Raw genomic sequence first — 15,326 nt, 5'->3', positions numbered from 1 at the left:
ACGCACCCCGTCACACCCTTCACGCCGAGGAAGCACTCGCCGTGCCGAGGTCGTTGTTGTTCAAGACGATGAGGGCTTTGACGAAGCCTTCGGGCTTGGTGCGGAGGTCGGTGTAGGCCTGGTCGAGGGCGCTCAGTGGGTAGCGGTGGGTGAACAGGGACGCGTAGTCGATGCGGCCGACGGCGGCGATATCGAGGCCGCGCCGGATGCTGTCGGCGAGTTGTCGCTGGTCCCGGACGTGCCCGTTGACGACGTCGAGGGCCTTCCAGTTCCAGGCTTGCATGTCGATCGTGCGGGCACCCTGGTGGTAGCCGACGATGTTCAGCGTGCCGCCTGATCGCGTCAGCGCGGTGGCCAGGTCGAGGCCGCTCTGGGTGCCGGTCACCTCGAAGACCGCGTCGAACGCCTCGGTCAGGTGGGCCACGTCCTCGGGGGGAGCTACGGCGGAGGCGCCGTACGCCAGCGCGGCCTGCTTGGCGTCCTCGCGCACATCGATCGCGACGAGCTCGCCCACCGCACTGGTCGCGAGCAGCTGCAGCAGGCACAGACCCATGAAGCCGACTCCGATCACGGCGACCCGGTCGCCGGCGTCGAGCCGGGCCCGGCGCAACGCTTCGACGATGCAGCCCAGTGGCTCACCGATGCCGGCCTCGTAGCTGAGCCCGGGTGGTACGACGACGGCGTACTCGGCCGGTACGACGATCAGCTCGGTGAACGACTCGGTCCACCGACCGGTGACGATGTCGCCGATCGCGATCGTGCCGACACCGCCGCCGACCTCGACGACACGGCCGACCGGTTCGTGCCCGAGGGTTCTCGGTGCGCCCTCGGCCGGACCGTTCACCCACGCGGGCAACTCGCTGGCGCACAGGCCGTTCGCGATCACCTCGACCAGCAGTTCACCTCGCCCGGGCGCACGGACTTCGGTCTCCTTCAGCTGAGAGGTCGTCGGCGCCACGAGAACGCTGCGCCGGGCTGTCTGAGCGTCGTTCACTTCACGGCTCCTTGCATCAGCGCCTTGACGAAGTTGCGCTGGAAGATGAGGAAGATCAGTAGCGAGGGCAGGATGATCAGCAGCGATCCAGCGCACAGCAGCACGATGTCGGTGCCGTACTGGCCCTGGAAGGCGCCCAGCCCGCCGGCCACGGTTCGCTTCGTCGGGTCGTCGACGAGGACGAGGGGCAGCAGGTACTGGTTCCAGCTGGCGAGGAAGAAGAGCACGGCCAGCGCGGACCACGCGGAGGTGGCGAGTGGCAGGTGGATACGGCGGAACGTCTGCCAGGTGTTGGCACCGTCGACCTTCGCGGCTTCGGTGAGCGCCGGCTCGGCGCCGAGGAAGTGGGCGCGCATCCAGAAGACGCCGAACGGCATGAGCAGTCCGATCAGCGGCAGGACGATCGCCAGCCGCGTCCCGAGCAGTCCCATGCTCTTGAGGTCGTAGTACAGCGGAGTGATCAGCGCTTCGAACGGCAGTGTCAGCCCGACGAGCAGAAGACCGTAGATCGCCTTGCCGAAGGGCACGTTGAGCTGGGCGAGGGCGTAGCCCGCCGCGGTGGCCATGGCGACCGTGGCCGGAACGACACCCAGCACGATGAGCGTGCTCGAGCGGAACAACGCGAGGAAGTTCGCCGCGCTCCACGCGTCCACGAAGTTGTGCCAGTGCGGGTCGCTCGGCCAACTGAGTCCTTGGGGCGTGCTGCCCGGCGCGGCCAGCGCCGTGGTGAACATACTCAGCAGCGGCACGATCGCGAACAGCATCAGCGCGAGCAGGATGCCGGTGCGCGTGACCCGCTGGGCGATCCCGGACGTCGTCATTTCTCCCTCCCGAGACGTTGAATCGGCCAGATGACCAGCAGCACCAGGACTGCCAGCAGGACCGCGAGCGCCGAGGCCTGGCCGACGTGCTGCTGCAGGAATGTCAGCCGGTAGATCTGCACGCCGGGCACCATCGTCTGGTAGCCGGGGCCGCCCTGCGTCGCGATCTGGACGACGTCGAAGCTCGCCAGCGCCGCGATCATCGTGAACGTTGTACACACGACGAGTTCGCGTCGCAGCCCAGGCAGCGTCACGACGAAGAACTCGCTGATCCGGCCGGCGCCGTCCAGCCGGGCCGCCTCGTACAGGGCCGGATCGATCTTGCCGATGCCCGCGAGCAACAGCACCGTGCAGAAGCCGAGCATCACCCAGACTCCGATGACGCCGACCGCGGGCAAGGCGAAGGTGAAGTCACCGAGCCAGGCCCGGGTGTGCTGATCGAGGCCGACAGCACGCATGACCTGGTTGACCAGACCGTCCGAGGAGTACATCCAGGTCCAGGCAATGCCGGCCGCGACCAGTGGCAGCACCTGCGGGATGAACAGCACCACTCGGGCGGTCGTGCTGAACGTGCCGGGGCGGAGCTCACGGATGAGTGAGGCCGCGATCAGCCCGAGCCCGACCGGCAGGACCGTGTAGAAGATGACGAGGACGAACGCGTGCACCACGGAGTTCAGCAGCTCCGGCCGGGTGAAGATCGCCTTCCAGTTGTCCAGCCCGGCCGGCGTCGCCGGTCCGATGCCGTCCCAGTCGTAGAACGAGTACTGAACGGACTGGGCCATCGGGAACAACACGAACACGGCGTACATGGCGAACGCCGGCGCGACCCAGAGCAGCGCGCTCCAGCGCCGGGTCCGCCGCGAGGTGCGGCGCCGTACGACGGATTGCGTCGCGGCCGGCCCGCTCGACGGGTCTGCCATCGGCGCTGGCTGCCGCACCACTGGCGGGTCCGAGATGCTCGCCACCGCATGACCTCCGGGTCGGTTCGCCGGGATCATTGCCCGAGGTCGCGCTCGTAGTCGGATTGCACCTTGGCCGCGAACGCCTCGGGCGTCGTCTTGCCGGCGACCAGCAGCTGCGTTTGCGGGATGAGGCTGTTGACGTGGATCGATGCCGTCGCGTCAGCCAGGAATCCGACCAGCCCGTTGCTCTTCAGCAGTTCATGGAACGCGGTCACGGTGGCGGCGACCGCCGACCCCGAGGGCGCGGTCGGAGCAGGGGCGTCCGACGGGCCCGCGGGCACGAGGCCGCCGAGGGTCACCGTGTCTTGCCGCGCCTGCGCGTTGGTCTGCACGAAGTCCAGGAACGCGGCGGCGACGTCGGCGTTGGGCGACTTCGCCGGGATCCCCAGATTGGCCGCAGCGGTCATCGCGTACGACGGTCCGCCGGCCTCACCGGGCGGGAAGAGGAAGAAGCCGAACTTCCCGGACCCGGCCTTGTCCAGTCCGGGTGCCTGCCAGTTGCCGCTCGGGAAGAACACGCCGTTGCCCTTGACGAACTCCCCCGGTGCCCGGGTCTGGTCGATGTCGTTCACGTCGGCCGGCAGGTATCCCGCCTGCCCCCAGCGCTGAAGCGTCGTGGCGCCTTTCACCGTCGCCGCGTTGTCGATACTCGCCCCGGGCTTGGCGTAGTTCCAGTCCTGCACGGCTTGCGCATCACCCGCGGCAGACATCACCAGGTTCTGCAGTGGGTAGACGCTGCCGCCGTCCTTGCCGTTGATCATGATCGGCTGCAGCCCGGCGCCCTTGGCCTTGGCGAGCAGCTGCTCGAACTCGGTGACGGTCGCCGGTGGCTGGGTCATACCGATCCGCTGCGCGAGCGCCTTGTTGTAGTACACCCCGGTCAGGCCGAACCCGGCGCCGGCGGCGTACAGCGAGCCTGTCCCGCGCTGCTTGCCGTCCGGCCCGACGCGGGTGGAGGCGAACTGCGACTGCGGCCACTTGTCCCACCCGTACGCCTTCGCATACGGGTCGAGGTTGGTCAGCAGGTGGTCCTGGATCAGGTTGCCGAGCTGCGAGACGCGGACCAGGTCGGGAACGTTGCTGCCAGCAAGGATGTGGGCGATGTTCGTGGTCAGGGTGGCGTAGTCCTGGTTCTCCACCTTGACGGTGACGTTGGCGTGCTCGGCCTGGAACAGCTTGCCGAGGGCGGTGTAGAACGGCACGTCGACGCCGCTGTTGACGAGCAGCTTCAGCGTGACGGGCTCGCTACCGACACCGGTGGACACCGGCCTGGACGGCGCCGGGCCGGCTTCGGAGTTCCCGCCCGGTGCACAGGCGGCGAGGGGCAGCACAGACGCCAGGGCGACCGCGGCCACCTGGACGATTCTGCGGTACTGGGTCAGCGATCGCACGACAGCTCCTTCGAAGGCTCGTTGTGGTGGCTGGACTGGAAGGCACGGCGGACGGCGTCGCCGGCCACGCCGACGGCGTGATGCGAGTCGGTCATGACGGCGAACATCTCGAAGAAGCCGTGGATCTGGCCCGGGTACTCGTACAGCTCGACCGGTACGCCGGCCGCACTCAGGCGCTGGGCGTAGTCCTCGGCCTCACCGCGGAGAAAGTCGTGTTCGGCGGTGATGATCGTCGCCGGCGCGACGCCGTACACAGACTCGGTATGCAGCGGGGACACGTACGACGCCTTGCGGGCCGCTGGGTCGGGGACGTAGGTCTCCCAGATGTGCTGGAGCCGCCGGCAGCTGTTGGAGCCGAAGCCCGGCCGGCCCGCGAAGGTCGCGTACCGCTGCCGGAACGCGACCTTGTAGTCAGTGTCCTCGACACTGTCGAGCGCCGGGTAGACGAGCAACTGGGCCGCCAGTTCGACGCCTTCGTCGCGAGCCTTCAGCGCCACAGCCGCGGCGAGATTCCCGCCCGAGCTGTCACCGCCGACGGCCACACTGCCGAAGTTGCGCCGGGCCCACGTGACCGCGGTCCAGGCGTCGTCGAAGCCGGCTGGGAAGGGCTGTTCGGGCGCGAGCCGGTAGTCGATCGACAAGACGGCGCAGGCGGCCCGGTTCACCAACGCGCGGGCGACGCCGTCGGCGGTGTCGAGGTCTCCGTGGATCCAGCCGCCGCCGTGCGTCCAGACCAGCACGTCCCGCTCCGCGCCGGCGGACCGGTAGAGCCGACCTGGTACGCCGTCCGCGTCGATCGACTCGACGGAGGCTACCGCCGAGGGCTCGCCGGTCACGGCCAGGACCTTCTCGCGGGCGTCCGCCCGCACGGTCGCGATATCGGCGCTCCACGGGTCGGGCGACGAGCCGGAGCTGTCCAGGAAGGCCTGGACCTGCTCGTGCGGCCGTGGCGGAGTGTCCTCGTCGCGGACGGCCGGGGATCCCCGCCGGAACGCTGAACTCATCGGAACCGTCCTCTCGGTGCCAGCATTCCAGACTGAGTACTCAGTCTGTTTTGCAAAAGCTACCGAGTACTCAGTCGGTTGTCTATGCTTGGCGGCGACCGTCCCGACCATCGCGAGGAGATCGACCGTGCCCGCTGCCCAGAAGCCCAAGACCTCGGCCAAGGGTCTCGAGACACGGGAGCGCATCGTCGACGTCGCCGTCCGATTCATCGCCCGCAACGGGGCGCGCGGCACGAGCCTGGCCGACATCGCCGCCGAAGCAGGCGTGTCACAGACCGGTTTGCTGTACCACTTCGGCAGCAAGGAGGCACTGCTCAGCGCCGTCCTGGACCGCCACCTGGCCTTCACCGAGGAGTGGCTGTGGGGCGACGGACCCGACCCCGGCGTCAAGATCGTGGACATCATCGCCAGGCACATGGGCAGCTGGCCGAGCCAGCACGACGACAAGGTCTACAGCCTGCTCGGTATGAACACCGTCGTCCTCGGGGAGAACGTCAGCCCCGACACCGACCTCCACCCACGCCTGGTCGAGGGCTACCGGACGACGATCGACCGCGTGACGGCGACCCTGCGCTCCGCACAGCAGCGCGGCGAGATGCGCGACGACATCGACCCACGGCTCAAGGCCATGGAGATCATCGCCTTCTGCTACGGCCTGGAGGCAGCGTGGCTGGTCGACCCGACGATCCCCGTCGCCGCCGCAGCCGCCCGATGGGCAGCACAGCAGACCACGCAAATGACGACCTCCTGATGACCCGCCTCCCGGCAGGTCATCAGCGCTGGTCGGGGTTGAGGGTGTCGGGTGCTTTGCGGGGACGGAATCTCGAGCGGAACCTCGAGTCGTACTCCAGGCGGACATATCCCGAGGAGTGCACTCCCACCGCGACGATCCCCACGGCCAGGAACACGATCCCCGCGACGATGGAGATGTGCCAGAAGGCTGCCGTGAGGCCGACGAACGCCGAGCCTTGGGCGACCGCCTTGGCCACCTCGACGTACGGCGACTTGGTGGCCCGGCGCCGGAACTCCTCCTGCCGATTCAGCACTAGGAGCGCGGCCAGCAACGGTATGGCGACGGCGAACGCGATCACGCACACCATCCCGGACAGGTCGAGCGAGGGTTCCGTCAGGAACGGCTGGACCACGACGAGGCCGGCGCCCGCCAGTCCCCCGTAGATCAGGTTGGACTGACGGATCCATTCCACCTGGGCCGCCGGGTCGGCGGCGGCGTCTACGGCTTCCTGCCGGATGCGCTCGGCGTCGGCTTCCACCAGCCGCGCCTGCTCAGCCAGGAAGTCCTCTTTCTCGTCCATGTGCACATCCTCCCCAAGCCCCGTCGGCCGCGGGCCTCAGCCTAGGTATTCGCTCGGGCATCGGCGAAATGTAGCGCTTGTTCGGCCGATGCGGCGGGATTCTCACACACCTCTAACACCGATTTCGAGATGGCCCGGAGGTCGTGCATCCTGACCCGCGTGAGCACTCCAGACGACTACGTCGTACCGGCCACCGTCAAAGGGCCAGGCGAGCAATCTACCGTCGGCGGCGGGCTGGTGGGCTGGCTTCTGCGCCACCAGGTTCAGCCGGTCGGACCGGAGGCCGGCGAAGGTCATGCCACGCCACACGCGTGGTGGAAAGTGATGTGCCTGACCGGCGTCGACTACTTCTCGACGCTGTCGTACCTGCCCGGGATCGCCGCCCTTGCAGCAGGCGCCCTGTCACCTCTCGCGACCCTCCTGATTGTCGCGTTGACGCTGCTGGGCATGTTGCCGATGTACCGGCGAGTGGCCAAGGAGAGTCCGCACGGACAGGGCTCGATCGCGATGCTGGAGAACCTCCTGCCGTTCTGGCGGGGCAAGCTGTTCGTCCTTGTTCTGCTCGGCTTCGTGGCAACGTCCTGGATCATCACCATCACGCTGTCCTCAGCCGACGCGACCGTGCACCTGATCGAGAATCCCTACGCCCCGGACTTCCTGCACGGACGGGAGGTCGCGGTCACGGTGGTGCTGCTGCTGATCCTCGGCGGAGTATTCCTGAAGGGCTTCAGCGAGGCGGTCGGCGTCGCGATCCCGCTGGTGGGGATCTTCCTTGCCCTCAACGCAGTGATCGTGGTCGTCGGCCTGTACGACGTCGCCACCGTTCCCGGCGCGTTCTCGAGTTGGCTCGACGCACTCACTGCCGGCCGGGAAGGTTTCGGCGGAGTCGTCGGACCGGCGATCGTCGCGTTCCCGCTCCTCGTGCTCGGCCTGTCCGGATTCGAGACCGGCGTCAGCATGATGCCACTGGTCGCTGCCGATGGTGAGGATGCCAAGGAGCGGCTCGCCAACCGCATCCGCAACACGAAGAAGCTGCTCACGGCGGCAGCGCTGATCATGAGTGTCTACCTGCTGGCTACCAGCTTCATCACGACGGTGCTCATCCCGGCCAACGAGTTCGAGCCCGGCGGCGCCGCGAGTGGCCGGGCGTTGGCTTACCTCGCCCACGAGAAGCTCGGCGAAGGCTTCGGCACCGTCTACGACCTCAGCAGTGTCCTCATCCTCTGGTTCGCGGGCGCCTCGGCGATGGCCGGCCTGATCAACATCGTTCCGCGCTATCTACCGTCGTACGGAATGGCGCCCGAATGGGGCCGCGCCGTACGCCCGGTGGTGCTGGTCTACACCGCGATCAGCATCGCGATCACCATCGCCTTCGGTGCGGACGTCGACGCCCAGGCGGGTGCCTACGCCACCGGGATCCTCGTGATGATGGTGTCCGGCGCCGTGGCGGTCACCATCTCGGCCGGGCGGCGGGGCCAGCGGCGGGCGGCCTCGGCGTTCACCGTTCTCACCCTGGTGCTGCTGTACGCCCTGGTCGAGAACATCATCGAGAAGCCCGACGGTATTGCCATCTCCGGCCTGTTCATCGCCGGCATCATCACCGTCTCCTTGATCTCGCGGGTTTCCCGTACGACGGAGTTGCGTGCCGATCGGATCGAGTTCGACGACGCAGCCCGCCGGTTCATCACCGACTCGATCCGTCGCGACGGCTTCCTCAACATCATCGCCAACCAACGGCAGGCCGGCGATGCCGCCGAGTACGCCGCGAAGGAGGCCGCCGTCCGCACCGCGGATCCGGTCCCCCATCGCACCGACATCCTGTTTCTCGAGATCGACGTGGTCGACCCGTCAACGTTCAGCGACGTACTGCGGGTGGAGGGCGTCGAGGTCGACGGCCACCGCGTTCTGAGGGCCGACAGCCCTGCCGTGCCCAACGCCATCGCCGCGATCCTGCTGGCGCTGCGCGACACCACGGCGGTGATGCCGCACTGTCATTTCGAGTGGTCCGAAGGCAACCCTCTCAGTCACCTGCTGCGCTACCTCATTCTGGGCCGTGGCGACACGGCGCCCGTCGTCCGAGAGATCATCCGCCAGCACGAGTCCGACCCAGCCCGGAGACCGGGCATCCACGTCGGCTGATCTCTCCCGCCGCGTGCGAGACCGCACGTCTACCGGTTGCTGTCGTCAGTAGGGCTGTCGAGCAATCGGTCGAGTACGTCGGCAGCCTCCGCGTAGCCGGCGTCGGCGATTCGTTGCAGCTCCCGCAGGTCGCGGTTGGCCGCGGCCCGACGGGTGAGCAGCTCGCCCGCGTGCTCGCAGCCTTCGTCGAGCAACTCGCTCAGCTCCTCGAGATCCCCGCGCTCGTCGGCCAGGTCGGCCAGCCGGTCCTGGGCCTTCTCGTTGCCCTCGTCCGCCAACGCCCGGAGCGTCTCGCGGTCGATCTCGGAACTCGTCATACCGCCATGGTGAGAGGTTGCCCCTGGGGGAAGGTCAAGTGCGAGACGCTGGTGGCGTGATCACCATCGGCCAGCTCGCCCGGTACGTCGGCGTCTCGACCAAGACCATCCGCGTCTACCACGCCAAGGGCCTGCTCCCCGAGCCCGACCGGGACGCTTCCGGCTACCGCCGGTACTCCGCCCAGGACGCCATCGAGCTGATCAAGATCCGTACCCTCGCCCAGGCCGGCGTCCCGCTGGCCGACATCCCGAAACTCAGAGCGGCGCCCCGCGAGGAGTTCCAGGCGGCCATTGCCCGGATCGACGCCGACCTCACCGCCCGGATCGACGCGATGCGCTCGACCCGGGACAGTCTCCGAGACCTCGCCTCCGGCCACAACCGGCTTCTCCCCGACGAGGTCGAGGACCATCTTCAGCAGCTCGCCGTACTCGGCTTCACCCCACGCTGGGTCGCGATGGAGCGAGATCTGTGGATCCTCACCTTCGCCACCCATCCCGAGGAGGCGTACGAGCTCTTCACCGACCAGGCCCAGGCACAAGCCGATCCCGCCCTGCGTCGGCTCTACCTCGAGTACGACCGCGCCCACGACTTCGACCCGCAAGACCCCGCCCTCGCCGACCTGGCCGGGCGCATCGTCCAGGCGTCGATCGAGCGCTACGGCACCGGCGAGCTCCCAGGACAGACGGTCGACCCGGACCTGCCCCAGTTGATTCAAGGCTCGGTCAACGCGTCCTCCCCCGCCTGGAAACGCCTCGACACCCTGATCCGCGCCCAACTCGAACAAGCCATCCACCGAGGCTAGGCAAGCCACGCCGGCCCGGTGGACAGCGCAACAGCTCAGGCGTCGTCAGTCGGCGGTAGGTGGACTGCACGGAGTTGGTCTGCGCCGCTCTCCAGAAACGGACGTCCGTGCCCGAGGATTCGCGGGCTAGCCGCTTGGCGGGCCGGGGGTTCCGGCCCGCCAAGTCGTTCTGCTAGGGGTCAGCGCGGAAAGACGCGGACCTTGATGGACGTGCCGTTGCGCTCCAGGACCCTGATGTTGATGCCGTTGTTCGGCACCTTCACGCCAGCGGTGGGCTGCTCGGCGTACCAGTAGGTCCTACTGTCGTTGAAGGTCGGTACGCCCGCCTGGCCACGGATGTAGCTGGGTTGGCCGTTGATGTGGAGGGTGAACGAGTCCGCCTTCTCCAGACCGAACGGAGCGTCGTACCCGCCGACCCTCGGCCGCCAGAGCTGACCGTCGATCCGGTTGATCGGCACCGGGTGGGAGTCGACCGGCAGCACCAGCCCTTGTCCGAAGTGCTCGCTGGTGTTGTTGTCGCCCTGCGAGGTGTCCCAGTACCAGATCAGCAGCCCGTCCTGGTACGGGAAGTGCTCGACCCAGTCCGGCTTGGTGTTCAGGAAGCCGAAGTTGTACGGGCCCGTGCGCAGGTACCTGTCGAACGACACGTAGTTGATGTGCGAGGCCAGGTAGAAGTTGTCGTGCACGGTGGTCACCGACGCACCGATCGAGGTGAAACCCGCCAGCGTCCAGCCCTCCGGCGGCGCCTCGGCGCCCGACTCGAACACCGTTGCTCCACCCGCGGTCAGCTGGATGGAGTCCGCGAAGAACCCCTTGCCCTTGACCGCCCCATCGGTGAAGTACCGGAACCGCAGGCCGACCGTCTGGCCGGCGTACGCCGACAGATCGAAGGTGGCCGGGACGTAGGCCCCGTTGGTGGTTCCGTCGATACCGTTGCCCTCGGCAGCCTTGGTGATGTTCCCGGCCACGGGCTTGTAGCCGGTGCCGTTGTCCACCTCGACGTACGCGTAGTCGCACGGATCCGGGCCACAGTCCTCGATGTCCCACTTCGCCTGGAAGGTCAACGACACCGGTGCGGCTCCAAGGGTGACCTGTCGCGACATCGTGTTGTTGAGGTCGTCACCACTACCGCTCCACCACTGTCTGCTGCCGGCTGCCGGAGCGCCGTACTCGACTGTCACCGACTTCTTCGGAAGTACGACGACCAGGCCCTGCGGTCTGGCCGAGTTGTACTCGTGCGGGCCGAGCACGTGCGTTCGGGTCTGCCCGGCCACGACGATCTCGTAGTCCAGCCACCCCAACTGCAGTTTCGACCACGCGTCCAGGTCGGCCGATCGGGTGCCGATGCCCTGGTCGTTGCGGGCGCTGACCCGGCTCTGCGCCATCAGCGACCACCAGTTGACGCCGTTCTCGCCGCCACCGGAGGTGTCGTAGAGGTCCGGCAGGCCGAGGTCGTGCCCGTACTCGTGGGTGAAGACGCTGACGCCGCCGTTCTCCGGCTGGATCGTGTAGTCGCCGACCCAGATACCGGTGTCGCCGGCCTGGGTTCCGCCCAGCGGGTTGCCGACTGGTCCCCCACCGCCGACCGGAGTGGTCTGCACGTACCAGCGATGCGACCAGATCGCGTCCTCGCCCTGGTGCGGATCACCGTCGGCCTGGTCGCCGCCGGCGTGCACGATCTGGAAGTGATCGAGGTAGCCGTCCGGCTCGTCGAAGTTCCCGTTGCCGTTGAAGTCGTAGCGGTCCCACTGGTCGAACGTCCTCAACTCGGCCGCGATCTGCGCCGTCGTCCGGCCCGCCGCCTTCTGGTCGGCGACCCACTGGTTCACCGCGTCCTGGATCAGGAACCAGGTGTTGCTGCACACGTTCGAAGCACACGGGAAGCCGTCACTGCGGCCGTACCGGGCCTCGTTGTACCGCACCTTCACCCAGTCGGTCACCTTGCCGTTGATGCTGTACCGGCCCGACGACTGCTTCTCGTAGTACTGCCGAACCGACTCCACCCCGGCGATGCGACCGTTGCCGAAGTACAGGTCCTGGTAGTACGCCCGGTTGTAGTTCGCGCGCCACACCGTTGAGTTGTCGACCGCCCGATTCGGTTCCGGGATCGCGTTGTGCAGCGGTCCTTCGAAAGTGGCCGGGCCGGGGGTGTCCGGATCCGTGTCCTGGTCCGGGTAGTCAGGGTGCCGCTCGTTGCCGAACTCGGCGAGTACGACGAAGATGCGATCGGTCTTCTCCCGGCCCAGCTCGACGTACTGGTCGACCCTGGCGATCGTGCGCCGGCCGTTCGCATCGGTCCGCCGGACGGACTTCTGGCCCAGCTTCATCACCGTGCTGGCGCCGCGCTTCTCGGCCTTTCCCTTGCCGTTCAGGAGCAGGCTCCAGGCCTCCTCACGCAACGCCTGACGCTTCTCCTCCTGTGGGTTCGGAAGGGCATCAGAGGTAGTTGCCTTGGCCCCCTGTCTGGCGGGAGTCGTGTCCACCGGTGGTGCCGCGACGCCGACGGAGCCGAAACTCGTCCCGAACGTCGTCACAAGGGCCAGACCTAGTAGTCCGGCAGCGGATCTGCGCACGATTCCTCCTTGAATCGTCACGCCCCAGTGCAGGTGCCTGGGCGGTAGCCCCCGAGCTGTGTTCGTTCGCGACACTACGACCAGTTCGGCGATCCCAGAAGATCTCGCACCCGCTGAGAACTACCACCGGAGCACGCGGCGGCGGTGTGCGGGCCGCCTGGCGGCGGACTCCAACCGTGGCAGCGTCAAGAGGCAGTCCCGCCCCTGGTCTTCGTCGACGCGGCTCCGCAGACAGGGCCGGCCTTCGTGATCGTCCACCACGACCTCAGGTCCGCGGCTGCCATCCGGTCGCCGGACATACGCCCGGACATCGTTGCGGCCGAGCCAGCGGAGCAAGTCACCGACCGAGGACTCCTCCGAACCGGTGTAGCCGCCGTCGAACTGCACGGCGGTGATGTTCTCCACGCTGTCCGCTCCCGCCGTGCGGACAGCCGTGATGTACAGCGTCGTGTAGCTAGCCAAGCTGACCATCGCGAGACGCCCTCCTGGCTGCATCCTGCTCCCTGCACGCCGACCAGGGAAGATCTGGAGCCGCCGGTCGCCATGGGTGACCCACCGGCTACGAAGAGCCCCCGGTCTGTGGGGCCGGCCGGCGCGCACTTCCGCGTGGAACGGGCCCTAGGCAACCAACAGAGCCGCTGCCCGGTTTCAGGATGAGTCAGGGGCGCTGGAGCGCCGGCAGGGCCGCGAGGACGGTCCCCCGCAGGGACATGGGAGGGCGGCCGAGAAGGCGTTCCAGGTCGTCGGTCTGGACCTCGAAGCCCCCGGCGCGGATGACCTCGGCCAGCGCGCCCAGGAAGCCCTCCTCGGACTCGACCTCCCGGTAGGCGACAGGGCGTCCGCTCACCTCGCCGAGCACCTCTGCCAGCTCCGGGTACGTCCACACCGAGCCGGTGAAGTTGTAGGTGGCGGAAACCTCCGTCGCTGTCACAGCGGCGGCAGCCGCCTCGGCAAGGTCCGCACGAGTTGCCGTGTTCAGTCCGCGGCCGCCGGTGCTGCTGGTCAGTTCGCCGGCTTCGATCGCGGTCTGCAGACCCGGGTTGATGTACAGCTCCGAGTAGATGGGGTGACGCAGGATCACAGCGGGCAGCCCGCTCTCCGCGATCCACTCCTCGGTCTGATGATGTTCACCCAGCACGCCCTCGTCGACGAAGTCCGCACCGAGCCCACTGGTGTACGCGATCCTGCCGACCTCCGCGGCCGCGGCCGCCCGGACCACGTTCCGGTGTTGTTCCAGGCGTCCTGACACCGTCACCGGCGCCGAGATGAACAGCACGGTCCCGGCTCCGGCGAAGGCCGCGCGGAGACCGTCCGGGTCGTCGTAGTCGCCCCGGCGTACGTCGACTCCTCGAGCAGCCACCTCAGCCGCCTGGTCAGGATCGCGGACGATGACGGCGACGTCGGTCGCCGGAAGCCGATCGAGCAGACGATCGACAACAAGCCGTCCCAGAATTCCAGTCGCGCCGGTCACGAGAATCATCTGCAGCCGCCTCCCCCGTCACGCGATCGTTCACAGAACGCGCGCCCAGCTCTTCCCCACCTTGTAAGCCAACGTACGCCGCGCCCGGCAAGCCAACAAGACGATGTCCAATCAACACAGAGTGGTGTCGGCGCAGTGCTCCACCTGTCCGCCGACGATGGTTGCGAGGACCTGGATGGCGGGCAACGCGTCCACCGCGACGGTCGTCGGGTTGTCCGAGAGGATCGCGAGGTCGGCGTACTTGCCGGGAGCCAGGCTGCCCTTCACGTTCTCCTCGAAGGTGCCGTCGGCGGCGTCGATCGTGAACAATCGCAACGCCTGATCGACGGTCAGGCGCTGCGCCAGTTGCCAGTCCTCCGGTGGGCGGCCGAGGTGGCTCTGCCGGGTCACCGCCTGGTGGATCGCCTCGAGGGGTGATCCGTGCGGCATCTGGTTGCCCACCGCAAGTACCAGCCACGGCGTGTCGGTGCTGCCGATGGTTCGTACGTCGCTGTCCACCAGATCTCGCCAGCGGGCGATCCAACCGGTCTCGCCGCGAGCCACCAGTTCCGGGAAGCCCGCCTCCGCCGCCAGGTCCCCCGGGATCCCGGGCTGGATGGATGCGATCATCCCCAACTCCCCCATCCTGGTGAGCTGGTCGTCGCGGAGCTGGATGACGTGCTCCGCTCGGTGGCGCGCGTCCGGGTTGGGGTGCGCGGCCTGGGCCCGCGCCACCGCCGTCAAATACTGGTCGTGCGCCTCGGCACTGATCGTGTGCGCCGTCACCTGCCAGCCGAGGCGGTGCGCTGACAGCACATACTCGTCCAGCTCTGCCTGCTCCCAGTGGAAGTCGGTGCCCCAGTCGTGGTCGAGGAACAGCTTGATGCCGCCCAGCCGAAGGTGCGGGCTGTACGCGTGGCGCGGCTCGAAGCCGCGGAACCAGTGGCCGAACTTCTCGTCCTCGAAGTTCATCGGCAGGTAGGCATTGACGCGCAGCCGGAGCCCGCCGGCCGCGTCGAGCGCGCGTAGTTCGTCCAATCGCTCGCCGTTGACGAACTGCTCGCTGATACTCGTCCAACCCCGGCTCAGGGCCGCCTCGATCGCCAGATCGGCGTTGTAGCCGACCATGCTCCCGTCGCCGATCCAGTGCGCGTGCGAGTCGATGAAGCCCGGCAACAACGTCCGCCCACCAAGATCCACGACACGCGTCGCGCTTCTCCGCAACGCCAGTACGTCGTCGTCGGAGCCGACCGCCACGATCCGTCCGTTGCGGACCGCCACCGCCTCGGCTCGCGGCAGCCCGTCCTCCAGGGTGAGCACAACCCCGTTGTGGTAGATCACCTCAGGCGGACCGGGACTCGTCGCGGGAAGCAGCAGCAGAATCCCCACACAGCCGACCAGCACCACACCAAGCCGCCAGGACAACCGCACGCCTCATCGTCCCACCCTGCCCCTGGCGGGTGCTGGACCAGCTCGCGCACACATCAAAGATGTGAATGTGTTCGGCAAAGAATTGGCATTAGACGGCATACTCCGCCTGGTCCAGGCTG

The 15,326-nt window shown here is 67.9% G+C and carries 14 protein-coding genes; 3 read left to right on the top strand and 11 right to left on the bottom strand.

Features of this window, described 5'->3' with window-relative positions; genetic code table 11:
- Positions 1 to 19: 19 nt before the first annotated feature.
- The 5 genes from ACGFIF_RS07530 to ACGFIF_RS07510 all read right to left on the bottom strand — a co-directional run bounded on the left by ACGFIF_RS07530 (position 20) and on the right by ACGFIF_RS07510 (position 5,172).
- On the bottom strand, positions 20 to 994 hold the full coding sequence (locus tag ACGFIF_RS07530; RefSeq protein WP_393152485.1) for an alcohol dehydrogenase catalytic domain-containing protein: 975 nt from the start codon (positions 992 to 994) through the stop codon (positions 20 to 22).
- Positions 991 to 1,815 (bottom strand): carbohydrate ABC transporter permease, encoded by an 825-nt coding sequence (locus ACGFIF_RS07525; protein WP_393152483.1) that lies wholly within the window; start codon positions 1,813 to 1,815, stop codon positions 991 to 993. The genes ACGFIF_RS07530 and ACGFIF_RS07525 overlap by 4 nt, the downstream gene beginning before the upstream one ends.
- Positions 1,812 to 2,735, bottom strand: a complete 924-nt coding sequence (locus tag ACGFIF_RS07520; RefSeq protein WP_393152481.1) for a carbohydrate ABC transporter permease — start codon at positions 2,733 to 2,735, stop codon at positions 1,812 to 1,814. Before ACGFIF_RS07520 ends, ACGFIF_RS07525 begins: the two co-directional genes overlap by 4 nt.
- Before the next feature lie 74 nt (positions 2,736 to 2,809).
- Positions 2,810 to 4,168, bottom strand: coding sequence for an ABC transporter substrate-binding protein (locus ACGFIF_RS07515; RefSeq protein WP_393152479.1), 1,359 nt, complete (start codon positions 4,166 to 4,168; stop codon positions 2,810 to 2,812).
- Positions 4,156 to 5,172 (bottom strand): alpha/beta hydrolase, encoded by a 1,017-nt coding sequence (locus ACGFIF_RS07510; RefSeq protein ID WP_393152477.1) that lies wholly within the window; start codon positions 5,170 to 5,172, stop codon positions 4,156 to 4,158. Before ACGFIF_RS07510 ends, ACGFIF_RS07515 begins: the two co-directional genes overlap by 13 nt.
- Before the next feature lie 127 nt (positions 5,173 to 5,299).
- Between ACGFIF_RS07510 and ACGFIF_RS07505 the strand changes: the two genes are divergently transcribed.
- Entirely contained in the window at positions 5,300 to 5,923 is a 624-nt protein-coding gene (locus ACGFIF_RS07505; protein WP_393152475.1) for a TetR/AcrR family transcriptional regulator, read from the top strand.
- A gap of 22 nt (positions 5,924 to 5,945) precedes the next feature.
- Here the strand turns inward: ACGFIF_RS07505 and ACGFIF_RS07500 are convergent, their stop codons facing one another.
- Positions 5,946 to 6,485, bottom strand: a complete 540-nt coding sequence (locus ACGFIF_RS07500) for a hypothetical protein (protein WP_393152473.1) — start codon at positions 6,483 to 6,485, stop codon at positions 5,946 to 5,948.
- Positions 6,486 to 6,644: 159 nt separating this feature from the next.
- Here ACGFIF_RS07500 and ACGFIF_RS07495 point away from each other — a divergent pair, with 159 nt between their 5' ends.
- Positions 6,645 to 8,624, top strand: coding sequence for an amino acid transporter (locus ACGFIF_RS07495; RefSeq protein ID WP_393152471.1), 1,980 nt, complete (start codon positions 6,645 to 6,647; stop codon positions 8,622 to 8,624).
- A 29-nt stretch (positions 8,625 to 8,653) separates the two neighbouring features.
- On the opposite strand, the gene ACGFIF_RS07490 is transcribed toward ACGFIF_RS07495, so the two are convergent.
- Positions 8,654 to 8,941 (bottom strand): hypothetical protein, encoded by a 288-nt coding sequence (locus tag ACGFIF_RS07490; protein WP_393152469.1) that lies wholly within the window; start codon positions 8,939 to 8,941, stop codon positions 8,654 to 8,656.
- 38 nt (positions 8,942 to 8,979) lie between these two features.
- Between ACGFIF_RS07490 and ACGFIF_RS07485 the strand changes: the two genes are divergently transcribed.
- The gene (locus tag ACGFIF_RS07485; RefSeq protein ID WP_393152467.1) at positions 8,980 to 9,744 is read left to right on the top strand and encodes a MerR family transcriptional regulator; all 765 of its coding nucleotides are present in this window, start codon (positions 8,980 to 8,982) and stop codon (positions 9,742 to 9,744) included.
- Between the two features lie 179 nt (positions 9,745 to 9,923).
- Here ACGFIF_RS07485 and ACGFIF_RS07480 read toward each other — a convergent pair whose 3' ends face one another.
- The 4 genes from ACGFIF_RS07480 to ACGFIF_RS07465 form a co-directional block, all read right to left on the bottom strand.
- Complete coding sequence (locus ACGFIF_RS07480; protein WP_393152465.1) at positions 9,924 to 12,317, bottom strand: immune inhibitor A domain-containing protein; 2,394 nt, start codon at positions 12,315 to 12,317, stop codon at positions 9,924 to 9,926.
- Between the two features lie 120 nt (positions 12,318 to 12,437).
- Positions 12,438 to 12,788: a hypothetical protein gene (locus ACGFIF_RS07475; RefSeq protein ID WP_393152463.1), complete on the bottom strand. Its 351-nt coding sequence runs from the start codon at positions 12,786 to 12,788 to the stop codon at positions 12,438 to 12,440.
- Between the two features lie 187 nt (positions 12,789 to 12,975).
- On the bottom strand, positions 12,976 to 13,797 hold the full coding sequence (locus ACGFIF_RS07470) for an NAD(P)H-binding protein (RefSeq protein WP_393152460.1): 822 nt from the start codon (positions 13,795 to 13,797) through the stop codon (positions 12,976 to 12,978).
- Positions 13,798 to 13,908: 111 nt separating this feature from the next.
- Complete coding sequence (locus ACGFIF_RS07465) at positions 13,909 to 15,207, bottom strand: amidohydrolase (protein ID WP_393152458.1); 1,299 nt, start codon at positions 15,205 to 15,207, stop codon at positions 13,909 to 13,911.
- Between the last annotated feature and the right edge of the window lie 119 nt (positions 15,208 to 15,326).

It is taken from the genome of Kribbella sp. NPDC049174 (assembly GCF_043197365.1).
Classification (GTDB): Bacteria; Actinomycetota; Actinomycetes; order Propionibacteriales; family Kribbellaceae; genus Kribbella.
This window is presented reverse-complemented; position numbering and strand designations above follow the sequence as displayed.

Coding starts and splice junctions, on each gene's coding strand:
- ACGFIF_RS07525 (WP_393152483.1), bottom strand. CDS start 1,815: ATGACGACGTCCGGGATCGCCCAGCGGGTCACGCGCACCGGCATCCTG.
- ACGFIF_RS07520 (WP_393152481.1), bottom strand. CDS start 2,735: ATGGCAGACCCGTCGAGCGGGCCGGCCGCGACGCAATCCGTCGTACGG.
- ACGFIF_RS07510 (WP_393152477.1), bottom strand. CDS start 5,172: ATGAGTTCAGCGTTCCGGCGGGGATCCCCGGCCGTCCGCGACGAGGAC.
- ACGFIF_RS07500 (WP_393152473.1), bottom strand. CDS start 6,485: ATGGACGAGAAAGAGGACTTCCTGGCTGAGCAGGCGCGGCTGGTGGAA.
- ACGFIF_RS07490 (WP_393152469.1), bottom strand. CDS start 8,941: ATGACGAGTTCCGAGATCGACCGCGAGACGCTCCGGGCGTTGGCGGAC.
- ACGFIF_RS07475 (WP_393152463.1), bottom strand. CDS start 12,788: ATGGTCAGCTTGGCTAGCTACACGACGCTGTACATCACGGCTGTCCGC.
- ACGFIF_RS07470 (WP_393152460.1), bottom strand. CDS start 13,797: ATGATTCTCGTGACCGGCGCGACTGGAATTCTGGGACGGCTTGTTGTC.